The sequence below is a fragment of the Agromyces solani genome, assembly GCF_058349925.1.
Genome location: NZ_JBYRER010000002.1, coordinates 422,286 through 442,914 on the forward strand (window position 1 = coordinate 422,286; position 20,629 = coordinate 442,914).

General features: G+C 69.7%; 18 protein-coding genes. 13 read left to right on the forward strand and 5 right to left on the reverse strand.

Going from position 1 to position 20,629, the window contains the following annotated elements:
• Positions 1–64 precede the first annotated feature (64 nt).
• Entirely contained in the window at positions 65–1,231 is a 1,167-nt protein-coding gene (locus tag AC3RJ7_RS09735) for a lipopolysaccharide biosynthesis protein (RefSeq protein WP_491455637.1), read from the forward strand.
• Here the strand turns inward: AC3RJ7_RS09735 and AC3RJ7_RS09740 are convergent.
• Together AC3RJ7_RS09740 and AC3RJ7_RS09745 are read right to left on the reverse strand one after the other, a co-directional pair.
• Positions 1,203–2,795 (reverse strand): tyrosine-protein kinase domain-containing protein, encoded by a 1,593-nt coding sequence (locus AC3RJ7_RS09740; protein WP_491455638.1) that lies wholly within the window; start codon positions 2,793–2,795, stop codon positions 1,203–1,205. The two genes, AC3RJ7_RS09735 and AC3RJ7_RS09740, sit on opposite strands and share 29 nt — an antisense overlap.
• Positions 2,796–2,829: 34 nt before the next feature.
• The gene (locus AC3RJ7_RS09745) at positions 2,830–3,192 is read right to left on the reverse strand and encodes a TraR/DksA family transcriptional regulator (protein WP_491456154.1); all 363 of its coding nucleotides are present in this window, start codon (positions 3,190–3,192) and stop codon (positions 2,830–2,832) included.
• Positions 3,193–3,283: 91 nt separating this feature from the next.
• Between AC3RJ7_RS09745 and AC3RJ7_RS09750 the strand changes: the two genes are divergently transcribed.
• From AC3RJ7_RS09750 to AC3RJ7_RS09770, 5 genes are all read left to right on the forward strand, one after another.
• Positions 3,284–5,737, forward strand: a complete 2,454-nt coding sequence (locus tag AC3RJ7_RS09750; protein WP_491455639.1) for a DNA polymerase III subunit gamma and tau — start codon at positions 3,284–3,286, stop codon at positions 5,735–5,737.
• 3 nt (positions 5,738–5,740) lie between these two features.
• Positions 5,741–6,337 (forward strand): recombination mediator RecR, encoded by a 597-nt coding sequence (gene recR / locus AC3RJ7_RS09755; protein ID WP_491428330.1) that lies wholly within the window; start codon positions 5,741–5,743, stop codon positions 6,335–6,337.
• A 280-nt stretch (positions 6,338–6,617) separates the two neighbouring features.
• Positions 6,618–6,998: a YybH family protein gene (locus AC3RJ7_RS09760; RefSeq protein WP_491455640.1), complete on the forward strand. Its 381-nt coding sequence runs from the start codon at positions 6,618–6,620 to the stop codon at positions 6,996–6,998.
• A 201-nt stretch (positions 6,999–7,199) separates the two neighbouring features.
• Positions 7,200–8,474, forward strand: coding sequence for an aspartate kinase (locus AC3RJ7_RS09765; protein ID WP_491455641.1), 1,275 nt, complete (start codon positions 7,200–7,202; stop codon positions 8,472–8,474).
• A 195-nt stretch (positions 8,475–8,669) separates the two neighbouring features.
• Complete coding sequence (locus tag AC3RJ7_RS09770) at positions 8,670–9,725, forward strand: aspartate-semialdehyde dehydrogenase (protein WP_491455642.1); 1,056 nt, start codon at positions 8,670–8,672, stop codon at positions 9,723–9,725.
• A 62-nt stretch (positions 9,726–9,787) separates the two neighbouring features.
• On the opposite strand, the gene AC3RJ7_RS09775 is transcribed toward AC3RJ7_RS09770, so the two are convergent.
• Positions 9,788–10,204, reverse strand: a complete 417-nt coding sequence (locus tag AC3RJ7_RS09775) for a VanZ family protein (protein WP_491455643.1) — start codon at positions 10,202–10,204, stop codon at positions 9,788–9,790.
• 177 nt (positions 10,205–10,381) lie between these two features.
• Between AC3RJ7_RS09775 and AC3RJ7_RS09780 the strand changes: the two genes are divergently transcribed.
• From AC3RJ7_RS09780 to AC3RJ7_RS09810, 7 genes are all read left to right on the forward strand, one after another.
• Positions 10,382–11,662, forward strand: a complete 1,281-nt coding sequence (locus tag AC3RJ7_RS09780) for an ABC transporter substrate-binding protein (RefSeq protein ID WP_491455644.1) — start codon at positions 10,382–10,384, stop codon at positions 11,660–11,662.
• 2 nt (positions 11,663–11,664) lie between these two features.
• Positions 11,665–12,636 (forward strand): carbohydrate ABC transporter permease, encoded by a 972-nt coding sequence (locus AC3RJ7_RS09785; RefSeq protein ID WP_491455645.1) that lies wholly within the window; start codon positions 11,665–11,667, stop codon positions 12,634–12,636.
• Positions 12,633–13,580 (forward strand): carbohydrate ABC transporter permease, encoded by a 948-nt coding sequence (locus AC3RJ7_RS09790; RefSeq protein WP_491455646.1) that lies wholly within the window; start codon positions 12,633–12,635, stop codon positions 13,578–13,580. Before AC3RJ7_RS09785 ends, AC3RJ7_RS09790 begins: the two co-directional genes overlap by 4 nt.
• Before the next feature lie 26 nt (positions 13,581–13,606).
• Complete coding sequence (locus AC3RJ7_RS09795; RefSeq protein WP_491455647.1) at positions 13,607–15,451, forward strand: amylo-alpha-1,6-glucosidase; 1,845 nt, start codon at positions 13,607–13,609, stop codon at positions 15,449–15,451.
• A 203-nt stretch (positions 15,452–15,654) separates the two neighbouring features.
• Positions 15,655–16,971, forward strand: a complete 1,317-nt coding sequence (locus tag AC3RJ7_RS09800) for an ABC transporter substrate-binding protein (RefSeq protein WP_491455648.1) — start codon at positions 15,655–15,657, stop codon at positions 16,969–16,971.
• Between the two features lie 10 nt (positions 16,972–16,981).
• Positions 16,982–17,935, forward strand: a complete 954-nt coding sequence (locus tag AC3RJ7_RS09805) for a carbohydrate ABC transporter permease (RefSeq protein ID WP_491455649.1) — start codon at positions 16,982–16,984, stop codon at positions 17,933–17,935.
• Complete coding sequence (locus tag AC3RJ7_RS09810) at positions 17,932–18,837, forward strand: carbohydrate ABC transporter permease (protein ID WP_491455650.1); 906 nt, start codon at positions 17,932–17,934, stop codon at positions 18,835–18,837. Before AC3RJ7_RS09805 ends, AC3RJ7_RS09810 begins: the two co-directional genes overlap by 4 nt.
• A 112-nt stretch (positions 18,838–18,949) precedes the next feature.
• Here AC3RJ7_RS09810 and AC3RJ7_RS09815 read toward each other — a convergent pair whose 3' ends face one another.
• Both AC3RJ7_RS09815 and AC3RJ7_RS09820 read right to left on the reverse strand, forming a co-directional pair.
• On the reverse strand, positions 18,950–19,615 hold the full coding sequence (locus AC3RJ7_RS09815) for a hypothetical protein (protein ID WP_491455651.1): 666 nt from the start codon (positions 19,613–19,615) through the stop codon (positions 18,950–18,952).
• 253 nt (positions 19,616–19,868) lie between these two features.
• A complete protein-coding gene (locus AC3RJ7_RS09820) occupies positions 19,869–20,525 on the reverse strand; it encodes a GntR family transcriptional regulator (RefSeq protein ID WP_491455652.1) in 657 nt (218 codons plus the stop codon).
• Positions 20,526–20,629 lie beyond the last annotated feature (104 nt).

The following is a 20,629-nucleotide window of genomic DNA, read 5'->3' on the forward strand; positions in this document are numbered from 1 at the left end:
TTCGGGCTTCGTGCGAAGCGCAGGAGCGCTGCTCGCCGGTTCTGGCGCCCAACTCGCGGGGAGCGTGGGTTCGGCCCTCCTCGCGACCGCGGTCCTGCCGGTCGATCAGCGAGGGCTGATGGTCGTGATGGCGACGCTGGCATCGTTCGTGGGGCTGCTCGGCGGCGCCGGCGCCGGCAACGCGTTCCGCCGCCGTCACCCCTCGGAGCCGGACTCCACCCGACTCGCCACCGACTACACGTGGCTCGCCGTCGCGCTCGTCGTGGTCTCCGGTATCGCCGGGGCAGTGACCTGCCTCGCGATGTCGCTGATCGCCGACGTCAGGCTCGGCGGTCCGACGTACCTCGTCGCGACCGGCCTCGCGTCCGCGACACAGGTGCTCATGCTGCTCGTCACGGATGCCAGATTCGCGGTCGGGCAGTTCACTGCCGGCGCCCAATGGGCCGCCTTCGGCGCCGTCGCGGGATTCGCCGGTGTGTGCATCGCACTCCTCGCCGACGCGGATGCGGCGCTCGTGGTTGCCGCTCAGGCCGCCTTCCAGCTCGTCGTGCTCGTCCTTGCGGCACTTGCGGCGACTCGCGCATCGGCCCTCGCCTGGGCACGGCCGAGCCTCGTGGGCATCGGCGTGCTCGTACACGAGGGCCTGCGCTCGCTGCTCCTCCCGCTCGCGATCATCGTCGTGTCCCGCTTCGATCGGCTCATGCTCGCGGTCTTCGATACTGCGGAGGCGGTCGCGGTGTACGCGCTCGCTGCGACCATCGTCGAGATCGCGCGGCTCGCGCCGACCGCGATCGGACAGTTGACGACGCGCGAGGTCGCCACGGGAACGGATTGGCCGGGGCTGCGGGGACGGATGCTCCAGGCAGGGGGCGCGGCGGCCGTCGGCGGGGTGATCCTGGCCGTCATCGCTTTCATGACCGTACCGCTGGTGTTCGGGCCGGCCTACGCCGAGGCATCCCCGCTGACGGTGGTGCTCCTCGGGTCGGAGGCCGTCGCAGCGCTCGTCATCGTCGCAAACCTCGCCGTCATCGGCGGAGGATGGTCGACCGAGGCGATGCGCATGAGCCTCGTCGCGATCGGCATCGCCGTCCCCGCCTACGCCTTCGGTGCCATCCTCGGCGGGGCGTTCGGCGTCGCCTTCGCGCGGGTGCTCGTCTTCGCCGCGCTCGCCGCGCTGATGTGGTCGGTGGTGCGGCGGAAAATCACGTCGTCGGAGCGTGCGAGCCGCTGATCTCGGCGCCGTTCTCCGTCGACGCCGCCCTGCCTGAGGCGGACTCGGCACGGTGATCGGCGACATGAGAGTGCCTCGGCTCCCCGCTGGTCGGAACCGCGGGTTCGGTCGGCGTCGACGCCGCGGCATTCCGGCCGTAGTAGCCGCGGTACCTGTAGCCGTATCCGTCGCCGGCACCGCTCCCGCGAGGTACGCCGTTGAGGATCACGCCCAGCGCGCGGCCCTTCACACGCTCGAGATTGCGCAGCGCATGCTCGATCGCATCGTGCGTGGTTCGGCGTGCGTACGCGAGGATGAGCGCGCCATCCGTGCGCGCGGTGAGGATGGCGGCATCGGTGACCGGAATGAGTGGCGGCGCGTCGATGAGCACGATCGCATCCTTCGAGAGCTCCTCGACCACCGCGTGCATCGCGTTCGACCCGAGCAGTTCACTGGGGTTCGGCGGCACCGACCCGGAGCCGAGCACCGACAGCCTGCCGTCATCGCCCCACGGCTGCACCACATCGCGCAGCTCGGCGCGGCCGATGAGCACGTCGGTCAGGCCGACGCCCGGCAGAACACCGAAGATCCGTGCGACCGATGGCCGGCGGAGGTCGCCATCGACCACCACGACCTTCTCTCCCGATGCGGCGATCGCGATGGCGAGGTTCGCCGCGACCGTCGATTTTCCCTCGCCGGGCAGGGAACTCGTGACGACGATCGTGCGCGGCGGATTGTCGACGTCCATGAACGTCAGATTGGTCCGCAGCTCTCGCATCGCCTCTGCGATGTCGTGTTCGGAGCCGCTGCGATGAATATCGTTCGCGCCCTGCGAGACGACGATGCGATCGCTCTCCGTGAAATGCTTGTTGAACGGGATCATGCCGAGGACGGGCAGGCCGGTCTCACGCTGGAGCTGTTCCGACGAGCGGATGCGTCGATCGAAGACGTTCCGGAGGAACGCATACGCCACGCCGATCGCGAATCCGATTAGGAGGCCGAGCGCGACGACCAACCTCGTGTTCGGCGACGACTGCTCGGTCGGGAGCACCGCGGAATCGAGCGACGTGAACTCGACGATCGAGCGGTCGTTCGAGGTGGACGGGGCGTCAGCGTTCTCGAGCGCCGTCACCTGTCGGCCGATGCCCTCGATCCATACCTCGGCCAGATCGCGCGCCTGCTGCGGGCTGGCGGCGTTCGCCGTCACCTTGATCACCGGGGTGTCGAGTGGGTTGAGCACACTCACCTTCGTGATGAGTACGTCGGGTGTGACGTCGAGATCGAGTTCGGAGATCGCGTACTCGGCGACCGTGCGCGACTTCGCGACATCCATGTACGCCTTGACCCGCGACTTCGCGTACGTGTCGCCGGCCAGTGCGGTGCTGAGGTCGTTCGTGACGCCCGTGGAGAGCAGTCCGCTGGCATCAGCCGAGTACACCTTCGGTTGTATCTGCGTCCAGCCGTACGCGGCCACGCCGCCGATGAGTGTGATCAGCACGATCGCCACCCAGTGTGCGCGAAGAATGCGCCAGTAGTCCGTCAACTCCACCTGGTTGCCCCCCGGGATCGACCTGCTCGGCACCATCGTAATGCTGGGGTGCGCAGGCGCACCCGACGAATCAGTGCGCCGCGAGGCGCGCGCAGTCGATGCAGAGCGTCGCGGTCGGGCGGGCGTCGAGCCGGGCGACCGTGATGCGCTTGCCGCAGCGGGCGCAGATGCCGTAGGTGCCGTCGGCGATGCGCGCGAGGGCGTGGTCGATCTCGGCGAGCTCCGCCTGCGCGTCGGCGAGCACGGCGGTGCGCTGCGACCATTCCTGCGTCATCGTCGGACCCTCGGGGTCGTGCTCGTCGTCGGCGCTCGCCTCGGAGCGCGCGTGGCGAACCTCGCTCATCTGGTCGTCGAACTCGGCGAAGCGCTCTGCGGCCTCCGCGCGCTCGGCGAGCAACCTCGCCTGGAATCGTTCGAGCTGTGCCGGGGTCATCGTCGTCACCGTGATCACGCTCCTTCCGTCCGTGAATCGTACGCCCGAGGCATCCGGATGTGGTGTCGGACGCGGTGACTACCATTGATGCGTGGTCACCGCCTTGTATCGCCGCTACCGGCCAGAGACGTTCGCCGAGATGATCGGCCAGTCCCAGGTGACGGAGCCGCTGATGACGGCGCTCCGCACCGATCGGGTCAATCACGCCTACCTGTTCAGCGGCCCGCGCGGCTGCGGCAAGACCACGTCGGCCCGCATCCTCGCCCGCTGCCTGAACTGCGTCGAGGGGCCGACCGACTCGCCGTGCGGCGTGTGCCCGAGCTGCGTCGAGCTCTCGCGCGGCGGCGGCGGGTCGCTCGACGTCGTCGAGATCGATGCGGCGAGCCACGGCGGCGTCGACGACGCCCGCGATCTCCGCGAACGTGCGATCTTCGCGCCCGCGCGCGACCGGTTCAAGATCTTCATCATCGACGAGGCGCACATGGTGACCTCGGGTGGCTTCAACGCGCTGCTGAAGATCGTCGAAGAGCCGCCCGAGCACGTCAAGTTCATCTTCGCGACCACCGAGCCCGACAAGGTGCTCGGCACGATCCGGTCGCGTACGCACCACTACCCGTTCCGCCTCGTGCCGCCGGCGCCGATGCTCGAGTACGTGCAGCAGCTCTGCAACGAAGAGGGCATCACGGTCGAGCCCGGCGTGCTCGCGCTCGTCGTGCGGGCCGGCGGCGGCTCGCCGAGAGACACGCTGTCGCTGCTCGACCAGCTCATCGCGGGATCCGAGGGTTCGGCGATCGACTACGAGCGCGCGGTCGCGCTGCTCGGGTATACGCACGGCGCCCTGCTCGACGAGGTGATCGACGCGATCGGCTCGCACGACGCCGCCGGCGCGTTCGCGGCGGCCGACCGGGTCGTGCAGACCGGTCAGGACCCGCGGCGCTTCGTCGAAGACCTGCTCGAGCGCCTGCGCGACCTCATCGTCGTCGCGGCATCGACGCCCGAGGCCGCCGCCGCGGTGCTGCGCGGCGTGCCCGAAGACGAACTCGCCCGGATGGCGGTGCAGGCGCAGGCGTTCGGCCCCGCCGAGCTCTCGCGTGTCGCAGACCTCGTCAGCCAGACCCTCACCGAGATGACCGGCGCGACATCGCCCCGCCTGCACCTCGAGCTCATGCTCGCCCGCGTGCTCGTGCCGGCGAGCGACGACACCGAGCGCGGTGCGCTCGCGCGCGTCGAGCGGCTCGAACGCCAGGTCGGGGCCGGGGGAGCGGTGATCGCGAGTGCACCGTCGCCGGCCACGCCGGATGCCGCGCCTGCCAGGCCGAACTCCGAGCCGTCTCGCGTCGAGGCGCCCGCGGCGCGTGCCGGCGCGTCCGAGCGCATGCCCGAGCCGGCTCGCCCTGCGGCGTCCGCACCGGAGGTGGCGCCCGTGCCGTCGGCCGCGGCCGGGCGTACTCCCGCCGAACCGACCGTCGTGTCCGAGCGCCCGGCACCGACCGGTACGCCGACCGCGTCGGGCGGAGCCGCAACGACGGCCGCCGCGCCGCCCGCGCCCGAAGCCCCCGCGTTCGTTCGCCCGACGGGGCCGATCACACTGCAGCAGATGCGCGACGCGTGGCCCGAGGTGCTCAACGTGCTCCAGCGCAAGAAGCGCACCGCGTGGATGGCGGCGCTGACCGCACAGGTGCTCGAATACCGCACCGATGAGTCGGTGCTCGTGCTCGGCTTCACGAGCGCGGGAGACGTCGAGAGCCTGCGCAACGGCACGGGCGCCCAGAACTCGGCCGAGCTGCTGCGCACCGCGATCGACGAGGTACTCGGTGTGACCGTCAAGTTCATCCCGCGCGTGATCGGCGGCGGGCAGGGCGGCGGTTCCGCGCGGCCCGAGACGTCACCGCCGTCGACGCCCGGGTCGTCGGGGTCGGGCGCCGGCCCGTCGTCGAGCCTCGACGCCCCGGCGGCGACCGCGGGTTCGGCGGGGTCGAGCCCTGCGGTCGCGACGACCCCGACGGCGAGCAGTCCGAGCAGCCCCTCGACCGGTACCTCGTCGTCGGCCGAAGCGGCCCGAGCGTCGGGGCCGGTCGACTCGTGGGCGACGGTCGCCATTCCCCGCGACCCCGAGCCGCAGCCCGACTCGAGCACCGCTCTCGCCTCGCCGCGAACGGCGACCGCGCTCGCGGAGCGTCCGGCGCCGCAACCGGCGACCTCGGCGCCGGCGGCGCCCACCCGCGGTGGCGCGGGCGAGCCCACAGCCGACTACGTGCCCGACGACGCCGATGCGCCGCCGCCCGACGAGGAGCCGCCGTTCGACCCGGGCCCTGAGCCCGAGCCGTTCGACGCGCCGCCGGCCGCTGCGGCACCCGCGTCGGCGCCCCCTCGCACCGCATCGGGGCCCCGGGCGAACGCCGCCCCGAGCCGACCGCGCCAGGCCGTCGCGACGACCGACGGCGGCATCCAGCGATACGGCGAGGCGGTCGTGCGCGAGGTGCTCGGCGCGACCTTCCTGGAAGAGATCGAAGTGCCCGGTCGCGGGTTCGGGGAGCGTGCGTAGCCCGTGTACGAAGGCATCGTCCAAGAACTGATCGACGAGCTCGGCCGGCTGCCCGGCATCGGGCCGAAGTCGGCGCAGCGCATCGCATTCCACATCGTGCAGACCGAGCACTTCGACGTCACGCGACTCGCCGAGATCCTGCTGCAGATCCGCGACAAGGTGCGGTTCTGCGAGATCTGCGGCAACGTCTCCGAGCAGTCGACCTGCTCGATCTGTCGAGACCCGCGCCGTGACCCGTCGTTCATCTGCGTCGTCGAAGAGGCGAAGGACGTCGTCGCGATCGAGCGCACCCGCGAGTTCCGCGGGCTGTACCACGTGCTCGGCGGGGCGATCAGCCCGATCGACGGCATCGGTCCCGACGAGCTGCGCATCCGCCAGCTCATGCAGCGGCTCGCCGACGGATCGGTGACCGAGGTGATCATCGCGACCGACCCCAACCTCGAGGGTGAGGCGACGGCGACGTACCTCAGTCGTCTGCTCACGACGCTCGAGATCAAGGTGACCCGTCTCGCGTCGGGCCTGCCGGTCGGCGGCGACCTCGAATACGCCGACGAGGTCACGCTCGGCCGCGCGTTCGAAGGGCGTCGCGTCGTCGGCTGAGTCGGCACGAGTCCGTCAGGTGGTCTCGATACGGCGCTGCGCGCCTACTCGACCGACTTGGTCTCGATACGGCGCTGCGCGCCTACTCGACCGACTTGGTCTCGATACGGCGCTGCGCGCCTACTCGACCGACCTGGTCTCGATACGGCGCTGCGCGCCTACTCGACCGACCTCGTCTCGATGCGGCGCTGCGCGCCTACTCGACCGACCTGGTCTCGATACGGCGCTGCTCGATCGACCGATGGTTGACGCATCCACGATACGCGCGTAGACCGAAGAGATGAGCGAGACGACCGAGCAGGCATCCGATCGCACGACGGCCTGGGTCGACGGCTACGTCAGGGCCTGGCGCAGCAACGACCCCGATGACATCCGCGCGCTCTTCACCGAAGACGCCGTCTACCTCCTGGCGCCCGACGCCGAACCGCTGCGCGGCCACGACGCGATCGTGTCGGGCTGGCTCGCCCATGCCGACCAGGAGGGCGAATGGTCGTTCGAGTGGAAGCCGGTGCACGAGGCATCCGACCTCGCGCTCGTGCAGGGACGCACCGAATACCCGGCCGAGCGCGACTACCTCAACCTGTGGGTGATCCGGTTCGCGCCCGACGGGCGCGCGACCGAGTTCACCGAGTGGTACATGGCCCGCGACCACGAGGGGTGAGGCGAGCCGGGTGGTCTCGGTACGCGCTTCGCGCTCCTCGACCGACCGGAGCCGGGTGGTCTCGATACGCGCTCCGCGCTCCTCGACCGACCGGAGCCGCCCGGCGTCACATGGCGAGGCGCGCATGCGTGCCGCCGTATGATGAAGAATCCGACGACGGGCCCGTCGGCCCGCGCGCGCCCAGAACCCCCTGGAGGCCCCGTGAGCTTGATCGTGCAGAAGTTCGGCGGGTCGTCCGTCGCCGACGCGGAGAGCATCAAGCGGGTCGCGAAGCGCATCGTCGAGACGCGCAAGGCGGGCAACGACGTCGTCGTCGCGGTCTCCGCGATGGGCGACACGACCGACGAACTGCTCGACCTCGCGAACGAGGTCACGCCGATCCCGGCGCCGCGCGAGCTCGACATGCTGCTGTCGGCGGGTGAGCGCATCTCGATGGCGCTGCTCGCGATGGCGATCAAGAGCATGGGGCACGAGGCGCGCAGCTTCACCGGCAGCCAGGCCGGCATGATCACCGACGCGCAGCACGGCTCGGCCCGCATCGTCGACGTCACCCCCGTGCGCCTGCGGGAGGCGCTCGACGAGGGCGCGATCGTCATCGTCGCCGGCTTCCAGGGCTTCAACCGCGACACTCGCGACATCACGACCCTCGGCCGCGGCGGCAGCGACACGACCGCGGTCGCGCTCGCCGCGTCGCTCGATGCCGACGTCTGCGAGATCTACACCGACGTCGACGGCGTCTTCACCTCCGACCCGCGCGTCGTGAAGAAGGCGCACAAGCTCGACCGCATCACGAGCGAAGAGATGCTCGAACTCGCCGCATCGGGAGCCAAGGTCCTGCACATCCGCGCCGTCGAGTACGCGCGCCGCCACGGCGTGACCCTGCACGTGCGTTCGTCGTTCAACAACAACGAGGGGACGATCGTCTACGACCCCTCGCGTCTTCCCGAAGGAGCAGCTGTGGAAGAGTCCGTCATCGCCGGCGTCGCGATCGACCTGTCCGAGGCCAAGATCACCGTCGTCGGCGTGCCCGACAAGCCGGGGGCCGCGGCGAAGATCTTCAAGATCGTGGCGGGCACCAACGCGAACGTCGACGTCATCGTGCAGAACGTGTCGGCCGCCGCGACCGGCCGAACCGACATCTCGTTCACCGTGCCGAAGGCCGAGGGCGAGAAGGCGCTCACCGCGCTCGCCGGCGCCCAGGACGCGGTCGGGTTCGAGTCGCTGCAGTACGACGACCAGATCGGCAAGCTGTCGCTCGTGGGCAACGCGATGCGCTCGGCGACGGGTGTCTCGGCGAAGCTGTTCGAGGCGCTCTACGAGGCGGGCATCAACATCGAGATGATCTCGACGAGCGAGATCCGCATCTCCGTCGTGACCCGCGCCGACAGCGTGCACGCCGCCGCGCGTGCCGTGCACACGGCGTTCGACCTCGACGGCGACGACGACGCGGTCGTGCACGGCGGCACCGGCCGCTGACCGCACGGATGCCTCGGGCGCGCACCGTGCGCCCGCCGGCGCCCGCGGGCACCGGCCACGAGGCATCCACCCTCGAATCTCTGCCGGTTCACCGGGCATTCCCGCCGTTTCAGGAGGTGGGAACGCTCACACGTCCCGCGAACCCCGAAACGTCCTGCAGACTGGATGCAGCAGCGTAGTGAGGAAGACACGAATATGAGCAATGGTGTGAACATCGGCGTCGTCGGCGCCACCGGCCAGGTCGGCGCTGTCGTGCGTCGCCTCCTCGAGGAGCGCGACTTCCCGATCGCGCAGATCCGCTTCTTCGCGTCGGCGCGCTCGGCGGGCACGACGCTGCCGTTCAAGGGCGAGGACATCGTCGTGGAAGACGCCTCGACCGCCGACCCCACGGGGCTCGACCTCGCGATCTTCTCGGCGGGGGCGACCCTCTCGAAGGCGCAGGCGCCGCGATTCGCCGCGGCCGGCGTGACGGTGATCGACAACTCGAGCGGCTGGCGCATGGACCCCGAGGTGCCGCTCGTCGTCAGCGAGGTCAACCCGCACGCGATCGACGAGGCCGAGAAGGGCATCATCGCGAACCCGAACTGCACCACGATGGCCGCGATGCCCGTGCTCAAGGTGCTCCACGACGAGGCCGGCCTCGAGCGCCTGATCGTCTCGACCTACCAGGCGGTCTCGGGTGCCGGGCTCGCCGGCGGCGAGGAGCTGCTCGAGCAGGCCCGCGCCGCGGTCGCACAGGACGCCATCGGTCTCGTGCACGACGGCGCCGCCGTCGAGTTCCCCGCGCCCGAGAAGTTCCCGCGGCCCATCGCGTTCGACGTGATCCCGCTCGCCGGCTCGATCGTCGACGACGGCGACCTCGAGACCGACGAGGAGAAGAAGCTCCGCAACGAGAGCCGCAAGATCCTCGAGCTGCCGGGCCTGCTCGTCGCGGGCACGTGTGTTCGCGTGCCCGTCTTCACCGGTCACTCGCTGTCGATCCACGCCGAGTTCGCGAACCCGATCACGCCCGAGCGCGCGACCGAGCTGCTCGCCGACGCCCCCGGCGTCGCGCTGAGCGAGGTGCCGACCCCGCTGCAGGCCGCCGGCACCGACCCGAGCTACGTCGGCCGAATCCGCCAGGACCAGTCGGCCCCCGAGGGCAAGGGCCTCGTGCTCTTCGTCTCGAACGACAACCTGCGCAAGGGCGCGGCGCTCAACGCGGTGCAGATCGCGGAGCTCGTCGCGGCCAAGCTGCCGGCGCGCGTCTGACGCTCACCTCGCACAGCACGACAAGGATGCCTCGTGGCCGACCGGCCACGAGGCATCCGTCGTCATGGCCGGGGCTTGCGTCGGCGTCGGTACGAGATGACCGCGTAGCCGATCGACGCGCCGGCCGTGTTCGCGACCACGTCGCTGATCGACGGGAGGCGGCTCGGCAACGCGATCTGCATCAGCTCGATCGAAGCGCTGAGCAGGCATCCAGCGACGATCACCCTCCACGCCGACATCTCGGGCCACGCGAGCGCGACGAGCAGGCCGAACGGCGCGAACAGGGCGACGTTCGCGAGGAACTCGAACACGGCCGCCGCGGTGTCGCGCGGCACGCCCCAGCCGGCGACCGCATCTGCGAAGACCTGGACGACGCCGGTGACCGTGCCGGCGGCGTCCGCGGGCAGCAGCGTGAGCAGGCCGACGACCACGAGGTACGGCGCCAAGAGGGCGCGCGCGACGGTCACGGAACGGGTCATTCGAAGATCGTAGCCGCGTGGGAAACGAGCCCGTTGCGCGTTCGTGATCTGCCGCACCTTGACGGAATTGAGTTTTGTATACAGAATAATGACGAGCAATCCCCCTCACGCCGGCATTCCGCCGGCCCCTCCTGCAATGACGAAAGAGGTAGCGGAATGGCCCGCTCGAACTCGAAGATGAGGCGTCTGTTGGCGATCGGCGCTGCGAGCGCCGTCGCGATCGGCTTGGCGGCGTGCAGCGGCGGGGGAGGTGCAGACGAGAAGAACACCGTCGTGTGGTCGACGTGGGGCTCGGCCGACGAGCTGACCCGCTACAAGGAGTTCAACGAAGAATTCATGAAGCGCCACCCCGACATCACGGTGAAGTTCCAGCCGGTGGCCGGCTACGGCGACTACCACTCGAAGCTGCTCGCCCAGCTCGCGAGCAACACCGCCCCCGACGTGTTCTACGTCGGCGACGACCAGATCGGCCAGTTCGTCGACTCCGGCCGGCTCATGGACATGACGAAGCTCATGAACTCGAAGGAGAGCCAGACCAAGCCCGACGACTTCTTCCCGGGCCTGTTCGGTGCCGCCGAGAAGGACGGCGAGTACTACGCCGCACCGAACGACGCGAACCCCGATGTGCTCTGGTACGACAAGGAGACGCTCAAGGCGGCCGGCATCACCGAGGACCCCGCGACCCTGGCCGAGAACGGCGAGTGGACGACCGACAAGTTCCTCGAGATGAACGACAAGCTCAAGGCCAACGGCGTCGCCGGCACCCTCTTCTGGAACTACTGGGCGACCCACTGGAGCTGGCTGTCGTCGCAGGGCGACCCGGCCCCGTACGACGAGTCGGGCGCGTTCGTCGCGAACGAGGACCCGCAGACGGTCGCCGACGTCGAGACGCTCGGCGAGTACTTCCAGGACGGCAAGTTCGTCGTGGCCGACACGCTGCCCGACGGCGCCGGGGCCGACAGCCTCTTCGTGACGGGGAAGGCCGGCTTCTTCGTGCAGGGTCGCTACACGATCGGCACGGTCGAGGCGGCAGGCACCGCCGACCAGGTCGACATCGTCCGCTGGCCCACGCCCGACGGCGTGGAAGCCCCGACCGGCGTCGCGACGAGCTTCCTCGCGATGAACGAGGCCACCAAGTCGAAGGACGCCTCGTTCACCTTCTGGACCGAGTTCCTGAGCGCCGAGGGCCAGAAGTTCCGCCTCTCCGGCGGCGGCAACGCGGTGCCGTCGATCAAGGGCGCCGACGAGGTCGTGCTCGAGGACGACTACCCCGCCCACGCCCAGACGATGCTCGAGATGCGCGACATCGGGTTCGAGGACTACCCGGCCGAGGCAGCGATCCCGAGCCTCGCGACCGACATCAGCGAGCTGTTCCAGAAGCTCTACGAGGGCAAGGCCGATGCCCAGCAGACGCTCGACGCGGCCGCCGACCTCGTCGCGGAGAAGCAGGGCGAGTAAGCGTGAGCCAGATCGCTTCCGGCGAGCGGATGCTGCAGGACCTTCCTGCGGCATCCGCTCCGCCCCCGCGCCAGTTCCGCAAGGAGGCGGCGTGGCGCCGCCGCGACCGGCGATGGGGCTTCGTCTTCGTCGCGCCGCAGCTCATCGGCATGGTGCTGTTCGTCGTGCTGCCGTTCGCGGCGAGCCTCGTGCTCGCCTTCACCAGCTGGGACGGGCTGGGCGATCTGACCTGGGTCGGCTTCGAGAACTTCACCGCGCAGTTCCAGGACGACCTGCTGTGGCGTTCCATCCTGAACACGCTCATCATCGCCGTGATCACGGTGCCCATCGGCCTCGGCCTCGCGGTCATCATCGCCGTGGCGCTCGAGAAGCTCAAGACGCGGACGCTCTACCTCATCCTGTTCTTCGCGCCGGTGGTCACGTCGACCGTCGCCGTCGCGATGATCTGGCAGCAGATGTTCCGCTCCGACGGCGTGCTCTCGACCGCCATCTCGAAGATCTTCGGCATCGCGCCGCCCGACTGGCTGCAGGACCCGAAGCTCGCACTGCTCGCGGTGTGCATCGTCGCGATCTGGGCGTCGCTGGGCCTCAACGTCGTGATCTTCCTCGCGGGTCTGCAGAACATCTCGCCCTCGGTCATCGAGGCTGCTCGCATCGACGGCGCCGGCGCCTGGCGGCTCTTCACGAGCATCCGGCTGCCGCTGCTCTCGCCGATCGTGTTCTTCTCGTCGGTCGTCGCGTTCATCTCGTCGTTGCAGACGTTCGACATCGTCTACGTGCTCGTGTCGGGCGGTGGCCCCGACAATGCGACCCGCACGATCGTATACCACATCTACGACCTCGGCTTCGGCCGCTTCGAGTTCGGTCCGTCGAGCGCGGCGAGCATCATCCTGCTCGTGCTCACGCTCATCATCACGGCCATCCAGTTCGGCGCGCAGAAGAAGTTCGTGCACTACGAGGACGACCCCGCATGAGTCTCACGAATCCAAGCCTCGCCGACGGCACGCTCGCTCCGCCGACCGACTCGACCGTCGCGATGAGCGCGCCCGGCTACGCGCCGCGCCCCACCGGCGCGCGCACCGGCAAGGGCAAGCGGCGCCTCGGGTCGACGATCCTGCACCTCGTGCTCATCGTCGCCGGCATCGCGATGGTGTTCCCGTTCATCTGGATGCTGCTCACCTCGTTCAAGTCGCTGCCGCAGCTGCTGCAGGACCCGCTGTCGTTCCTGCCGCAGCCGTGGACGTTCGACAACTACGTCGAAGCGTGGAACGCCGTGCCGTTCGGGCAGGCCTACGTCAACAGCATCTACATCTCGGTGCTCGTCGTCGTGGGCACGCTCATCACCGCGTCGATGGCCGGCTACGCGTTCGCGCGCATCCCGTTCAAGGGCAGCCGGGTGCTGTTCATCGTGTTCCTCGCTACGCAGATGATTCCGGCGCAGGTGACGCTCATCCCGTTCTACCTGCTCATGTCGCAGTTCGGCTGGGTGGACTCGCACCTGTCGCTCATCGTGCCGGGCCTGCTCGCGAACCCGTTCGCCGTGTTCCTCATGCGGCAGTTCGTGCTGAGCCTGCCGAAGGAGCTCGAGGAGGCCGCGCTCGTCGACGGCGCCGGCCGCTGGCGCATCTTCTGGAGCATCGTGCTGCCGAACCTGAAGCCGGGGCTCGCGGCGCTCGCGATCATCACGGCGCTCGGAGTGTGGAACGCGTTCCTGTTCCCCCTCGTGCTGCTCAACACGCCCGACCTGTTCACGGTGCCGTTGCTGCTCACGAGCTTCCAGGGCCAGTTCGGCTCGATCAACTACGGCCTCGTGATGGCGGCCAGCGCGATCTCGACGATCCCGATGCTCATCGTGTTCGTCATCGGGCAGCGCCGCATCCTCAACAGCATGGCCGCCTCGGGACTGGGAGGACGATGACCAGCCATCGTCGGTCGAGCGGTGGATTGAGTAGGCGCGCCAGCGCCGTATCGAAATCTAGCGAAGCGTATCGAGACCACGACACCCCGGATGCCTCGGCGCTGGCCGGCCTCGCCGGCCGCCATCTCGACCTGGTGCAGGCCCCCTTCACCCTGCCGCGTTCGCGCGTGCTCGTGTTCCGGGCCGACCGGGCGGAGGTCGAGGAACGTGAGGGCGCCGGCACCGGCGCTCCTGCGACGGCGGTGCGCGTGCACACGTCGGAGTACGAGCGCTGGCTCGACGACTGCCGCGTCATCGACGAGCTGACGGTGCGGGATGCCTCGGGGCGGGCGCTGCCCGTGACCGCGGTGCTGCCCCACGCGATCGAGTTCGGCGACGGCGCCGCGACGCTCACCTTCGCCGGTACGGGCGCGCTGTCGGTCGGCCTCTGTCGGTCGAGTAGCGAAGCGTATCGAGACCACCGCACCGATGGTCTCGATACGGCGCTGCGCGCCTACTCGACCGACGACCTCGCGGTCGAGTGGACCACCCCCGACGGCGAGTCGACCCGCGTCGAGCTCACGCCGGAGGCGCCCTCGGTGCTGCTGCACGTCGCGGCCGACCGGAGCGTACGGCACGAGGCATCCACCTCGCACGACGTCGATCTCGCAGAGACCGAGCAGCTCTGGCTCGAGTGGTTCGCGAAGTGCCCGATCGTGCGCGACGACCTGCAGCAGATGGCCGCCTTCTGCTGGTGGGTACTCGGCGCCAACATCGTCGAGCTGCCGGGCCTCGGCGATGCGCGCGGCGTCGTGCCGTCGAAGATCGGCTACGTCGGCGTGTGGCAGTGGGACGCGTATTTCATCGCGATGGGCCTGCGACACGGCGACCCCGCGCTCGCGCGCGAGCAGCTCGAGATCGCGTTCCGCTTTCCGAGCGAGAACGGGCAGCTGCCCGACGTCGTGCACGAGGAGGGCGTGCTCGCCACGAGCGACGACCTGCCGCAGGCCGACCGCGACCGGTTGCGGCGTGCGGGCTCGCAGATCGCCGACCCGACCGCGCCCGTGCCGCTCACCAAGCCGCCGCTCGCGGCGTGGGCGCTCGCGAAGGTGCTCGAGGCCGAGGACGCGCCAGAGTGGGCCCGCGAGCAGCTCGCGACGATCCGACGGTCGCAGGACTGGTGGTTCGCGGGCAGCGACCTCGACGGCGACGGCATGCCCGAGTACGGGCACCCGTACTCGTCGGGCCTCGACGACAGCCCGATCTTCGACGGCCCGCTGCCGACGACTGCGCCCGACCTCGGCGCGTACCTCGTGCTGCAGGACCTCGAGCTGGCTCGGCTCGCCGAGCGCTACGGCGACGACGCCGCGGGCGACCCCGCTGCGCATCGCGCACGCGCCGCGCGCACGCTCGACCTACTGCTCGGGCTCTGGAACGAGGCATCCGGACGGTTCGAGGCGCGCGCGGCGGGCGACACCGTCGTGAGCGACGCGATCGTCGGGTTCATGCCGCTCCTGACCGGAGCGCTGCCCGAGCCCGTGCTCGCGGCGCTGATCGAGGCGCTCGGCGATCCCGAGCGCTACGCACTGCCGTGGACGGTGCCGACGGTCTCGGCCGCCGACCCCGACTTCTCGGCGACGCGCATGTGGCGCGGGCCGGTGTGGGTGAACACCAACCGGCTCATCATCGAAGGGCTGCGGGCCTCGGGGCGCGACGATCTCGCGCACGACCTCGCCGAGCGCACCGTCGCTCTCGTCGTGCACGGCGGCGGGCCGCACGAGTACTTCAACCCGCTCACGGGTGAGAAGGCGCCGACCGCCACGACGGCCTTCGGCTGGTCGGCGGCGCTGTTCATCGACCTCGCGGTCGAGCTCTCTCGGTCGGTCGAGTAGCGGAGCGTATCGAGACCACAACTCGGTCGGTCGAGTAGCGACGGAGTCGCGTATCGAGACCACCACCCCGAGCACACCTCACCGGTGGTCTCGATACGGCGCTGCGCGCCTACTCGACCGACCGAGTGGTCTCGATACGGCGCTGCGCGCCTACTCGACCGACCGAGCCAACGCAGTTCCCCCCTAACAGACAAGGAAGTCAGATGAGATCACGCACGTTGCTCGCCCCCGTCGTCGCCCTCGGCGCCGCGGCACTCCTCGCAGGCTGCGCCATGGGCGGCGGCCAGCCTGCCGGTGGCTCGGTCGTGCTCGACCCCGAAGCGAAGGTCGACGGCGAGATCACGGTGTGGTCGTGGGACGTCGCCGCGACCGCGCTCGAGCGTCTCGCGCCCGAGTTCGAGGCCGAGCACCCCGGCACGACGATCAACGTCGTCGACGTCGGCTACGACAACGCGTACGACAAGCTCTCGGTCGGCCTCCAGGCGGGCAGCGGCCTGCCCGACGTCGTCACGATCGAGACCGACCGGGCGCCCGGCTACATCAACGAGTTCCCGACCGGGCTCGTCGACCTCACGCCCGTATTCGGCGACGACGAGGCCGACTTCGACCCGTTCAAGTGGCAGGCGCAGTCCGACGCCGACGGTGCGCTCAAGGTCGTGCCGTGGGACTCGGGCACGGTCGGCCTGTTCTACCGCGCCGACTACTTCGACGAGGCCGGCATCGACCCGACCACGATCGAGACGTGGGACGAGCTCGTCGCCGCGGGCGAGCAGATCAAGGCGAAGACCGGCCGCACGCTCATGTCGCAGGACGTCTCGACCGGCGGCGGCTTCCAGATGCTGCTGCAGCAGCAGGGCCAGGGCCTCTTCGACGAGAACGGCGACATCACCGTCAACTCGCCCGAGGCCGTCGAGGCGCTCACGCTGCTCAAGACGATCAACGAGAAGGGCCTGCTCAAGAACGTCGACGGGTGGGACGGCCGCGTCACGAGCGCGAAGGACGGCGACTCGGCGGTCACGCCCGAGGCGGTCTGGTGGATCGGCACCCTGCAGGGCGACGCGCCCGAGCTCGCCGGCACCTACGGCGTGACCGAGCTGCCCGCCTTCGAGGAGGGCGGCGTGCGCACCTCCAACAGCGGCGGCTCTGGCCTCGCGATCCCGACGCAGGCGAAGAACCCGCAGCTCGCTGCGGCGTTCATCGACTTCGCGCTCGCCGACGCCGACAACCAGGCGTCGATGATGGAGAGCGAGGGACTGTTCCCCTCGTACCTGCCGGCCCTGCAGGGCGAGTACTTCGCGAAGCCGCAGGAGTACTTCGGCGGCCAGCCGGTCTACGAGCTCTTCGCCGAGCAGACCGCGAACATCCCGCCGATCACGTTCACGACCGACAACGCCGAGGCGAGCGACATCGTGGCCAACGCCGTCGTCGCCGCCGTGCTGAACGGCGCCGACCCGCAGCAGGCGCTCGACGACGCCGCGAAGCAGATCGCCACCGCGACCGGCCGCGAGATCGCCGAGTAGGTCCGGCGTCATGACCGCACCGACGTTCGCCACCGGCGAGCAGGCGGCGGCCCGCGGCATCCAGGGCAAGAAGCCGGATGCCGCGGGCCGGCGCCGCCGGTCGCTGGGGCGTCGCCTCCAGCGGCCGGGAGCGTGGTTCGCCCTGCCCGCCGCCGCCCTGCTCGTCGTCTTCTTCGCGTACCCGCTCGTCACGTCGCTCTGGCCGAGCTTCTTCGCCACCTCGGGCGGAGTGTCGACGTGGGTCGGACTGGAGCAGTACGCCCGGCTCTTCGAGGATCCGCTCGTCGCGAAGAGCCTCTTCAACGCGCTCATCATCCTCGTCGTGCAGGTGCCGCTCATGATCGGCCTCGCGCTCGGGCTCGCCTACCTGCTGAACCAGTCGTGGCTGCGGTTCCGGTCGGGGTTCCGGCTGCTCGCGTTCCTGCCGGCGGTCACGACGCTCGTGGCCTACGCCGTCGTCTTCAAGGTGATGCTGGCGACCGACGGGGGAGCGATCAACCAGATGCTCGGGCTCGTCGGCATCGCGCCGGTCGACTGGCTCAACAACGAGTGGTGGGCGCGCGTCGCGCTCGTCGCCGCGATCACGTGGCGCTGGACCGGTTACAACATGGTCATCATCCTCGCGGGGCTGCAGTCGATCCCGGGCGAGCTCTACGAGGCGGCGCGCATCGACGGCGCCGGCCGCTGGCAGATCTTCACGAGGATCGTCATCCCGCAACTGCGGCCCGTGCTCATCTTCACGACCGTCACCTCGACGATCGGGGCGCTGCAGCTCTTCGACGAGAACTGGATCCTCACCGAGGGCGGGCCGAACGACGCGACCCTGACGCCTGTGCTCTACCTCTACAAGGTCGGCTTCCGGCAGTTCGACTTCGGCTACGCGTCGGCGATCGCCTGGATGCTCGTCGTCATCACCGCGATCATCTCGATCGTGCAGTTCCGTCTCATGAGGGAGAAGCCGTGACCGCGACGAGCGCGCTGACCGCCGTCAACCCCGCCGTCGGCGCGCCCCGCGAGGAGCGGCCGACCGGCTTCCGGCCGGCGCGCGCCCGAGGCATCCTGCGCCTGCCCGTCTACCTCGTGCTCGTCGTCGCGAGCGTGCTCGCGATCGTGCCGTTCCTGTGGATGGTGATCGCGTCGACGCACTCGACGCCGGACCTCTTCGGCACGCCGCTGCCGGTGCTGCCCGGCGACCAGCTGTGGGAGAACCTCGCGCGCCTGCAGGAGTCGGTGAACTTCAGCCAGGTGATGCTGAACAGCTTCGGCATCGCCGTGGTCTACACCGTGTTCTCGTCGGCCGTGAGCGTCATGGCGGGGTACGGCCTCGCGACCTACCGGTTCAGGGGCCGCGGCGTGCTGCTCGGGGTCGTGCTCGTGACGATGATGATCCCGATGCAGGTGCTGCTCGTGCCGCTGTTCCAGATGATGGCGAGCGCGGGGCTCATCGACACGTACCAGGCGGTGATCCTGCCGTTCCTCGCGAACGCGTTCGGCATCTTCCTGATGCGGCAGGCGTTCCTCGACTTCCCGGTGACGCTCATCGAGGCGGCCCGCATCGACGGGGCGGGGGAGCTGCGCACGTTCTGGCGAATCGTCCTGCCCGTCGCCCGACCGCAGCTCGCGGCGCTCGTGATCTACACGTTCATCAGCCAGTGGAACTCGTTCATCTGGCCACTGCTCATGCTGAACACCGAGGACAAGTACACGGTGCCGGTCGCGCTCAACACGATGATCGGGATGTCTCGGGTCGACTACTCGGGCCTCATGCTCGGGTCGCTGCTCGCGACGCTGCCGCTGCTCGTGCTGTTCCTGGTCTTCCAGAAGCAGTTCGTGTCGGGCCTGCTCGGCGGGGCCGTGAAGGGCTGAGTCGGTCGAGTAGGCGCGAAGCGCCGTATCGAGACCACCATCAGACCGGATGCCTCGTGGTCGGCGCCGCCCGCGGGGCATCCGGATCTCGCGCGGCGGCGCGGCGATCGAGCTACACGTCTGCGCGGGACTCGGCGAGACTGACAGTTCGACGGGACCAGGCAACGTGCTGTTGTACGACCATCCCCTCGCCCCAACGGGTGTCATCGGTCACATCGATGCCGATGGCCATGAGATACGAGAGCAGCGCATCGCGGTCGAACCGGTCGCGGATGCGCCGCCTCGTGTAACGCTCGGTGTCTTCGTAGGGCTGGGGTGCGCCGGTCTCGAGCCACGACCACCGACCGTCCTGCTGATGGACGCTGACCGTGCGGATCGACATCGACGGCCGCTCGCCACCCGGGCCCGACAGCAACAGCTGCGTGCTCGAGTGACCCGGGCCGTGCGCCGGGCTGTGCATCGCGACGACATGCCGCACACCGAGTGCATTCGCCGTCACGTTGGCGGACGCCGACGGGTCGCCGCCCCCGATGGCGTTGTTCAGGAATGCGGTCCAGCCGTCGAGCGGGAGGAGCAGTTCGCGCGTCCAGGGTTTCTCGAACGGGGTCAGTACACGCAGCGCCTGCGGGAACTCCAGTGGCTTCGAGACGGTGATCCGCGCGTCGGGAAGTGAGCGCCGCCACGCGAGGTGAGCGGCCAGCGTCGTCTCGAACGGTGCGTCGACGAACTGCACGCACCAGCCCAAGGGGCTCTCCTCACCACCGAGCAGGACCGTCATGGGCCTCACGTTAGCCGGTGGCGGGCCGTCCGTCGGCGGCGCCCGTGACGCCGGGAGGTTCCGGTTCGCGAACGGCGTGGTCGTGCGGTCGCGACCGGTGTGGTCATGTGGTCATGTGGTCGCCCTTCGACGAGCGACACCCGGCCCGTGCACGTCGGTCGTCTTCCGGGGAGACCACCGGCCGCGGCATCCGTGGTCTCGATACGGCGCTGCGCGCCTACTCGACCGACGTTCGCGCGCCTACTTGACCGACCTACGCGGTGAAGTAGGGACTCGACGCATTGTCGAGGATGCGGCGCATGCCGTGCATCCAGTTGACCTTGAGGGCCGCGATCGCGCCGGGCACGTCGCCGTCGGCCAGGCAGGAGGCGATCGCGGCATGCTCGGCGGCGACGCGCTCGATCATGACGTCGCTCGGCACGAGCAGCGACTCGTACCGGTGGAAGGCGCCGCGGACGCTCTCGATGACGTCGAGCAGGCGACGGTTCGGGCAGGCGGAGAGCATGATGCCGTGCCACTCGTCGTCCTTCGTCACGACGAGCGAGTGCTCGACGACCTCCTGGTCGAACTCGGCCGCGAGCGTCGAGAGGCGCGCGCCGATCGCGCGCAGCTCGTCGAGCGGACTGAGCTCGAGCGCGAGGCTCTCGAGGGCGGCCATGACGGGCGCGAGGTCTTCGAACTCGCTCGCGCTGAGGGGCACGAACCGGAAGCCCTTGCCGTTCTCGCTCGTGATCTGGCCCTCGCTCTCGAGGGCGATGAGCGCCTCACGCAGGGGAGTGCGGCTGACGCCGAGCTCGCCGGCGAGCTGCACCTCGTTGATGCCCTCGCCCGGCTGCACCTCGCCCGCGCGCATGCGCGCGAGCAACTCCTCACGGACCTGCGAGCGCAGGTTCTTGCGTTCGATCGCCATGAGATCGCCTTTCGGGCCGCGAACGGCCGTTCGTCCGTCGCGGTAAGCCTAGGGCTCGGCCCGGGCTTGACCGCTTCCGGCATCCGGTTTACGGTGTCTGTATA

Excerpts from the sequence above, each read along its gene's own strand:
- AC3RJ7_RS09790 (WP_491455646.1), top strand. The coding sequence starts at position 12,633 with ATGAGTCTCACGAATCCAAGCCTCGCCGACGGCACGCTCGCTCCGCCG.
- AC3RJ7_RS09815 (WP_491455651.1), bottom strand. The coding sequence starts at position 19,615 with ATGACGGTCCTGCTCGGTGGTGAGGAGAGCCCCTTGGGCTGGTGCGTG.
- AC3RJ7_RS09820 (WP_491455652.1), bottom strand. The coding sequence starts at position 20,525 with ATGGCGATCGAACGCAAGAACCTGCGCTCGCAGGTCCGTGAGGAGTTG.
- AC3RJ7_RS09800 (WP_491455648.1), top strand. The coding sequence starts at position 15,655 with ATGAGATCACGCACGTTGCTCGCCCCCGTCGTCGCCCTCGGCGCCGCG.
- AC3RJ7_RS09775 (WP_491455643.1), bottom strand. The coding sequence starts at position 10,204 with ATGACCCGTTCCGTGACCGTCGCGCGCGCCCTCTTGGCGCCGTACCTC.
- AC3RJ7_RS09780 (WP_491455644.1), top strand. The coding sequence starts at position 10,382 with ATGAGGCGTCTGTTGGCGATCGGCGCTGCGAGCGCCGTCGCGATCGGC.
- AC3RJ7_RS09760 (WP_491455640.1), top strand. The coding sequence starts at position 6,618 with ATGAGCGAGACGACCGAGCAGGCATCCGATCGCACGACGGCCTGGGTC.
- AC3RJ7_RS09770 (WP_491455642.1), top strand. The coding sequence starts at position 8,670 with ATGAGCAATGGTGTGAACATCGGCGTCGTCGGCGCCACCGGCCAGGTC.
- AC3RJ7_RS09745 (WP_491456154.1), bottom strand. The coding sequence starts at position 3,192 with ATGACCCCGGCACAGCTCGAACGATTCCAGGCGAGGTTGCTCGCCGAG.
- AC3RJ7_RS09740 (WP_491455638.1), bottom strand. The coding sequence starts at position 2,795 with ATGGTGCCGAGCAGGTCGATCCCGGGGGGCAACCAGGTGGAGTTGACG.
- AC3RJ7_RS09805 (WP_491455649.1), top strand. The coding sequence starts at position 16,982 with ATGACCGCACCGACGTTCGCCACCGGCGAGCAGGCGGCGGCCCGCGGC.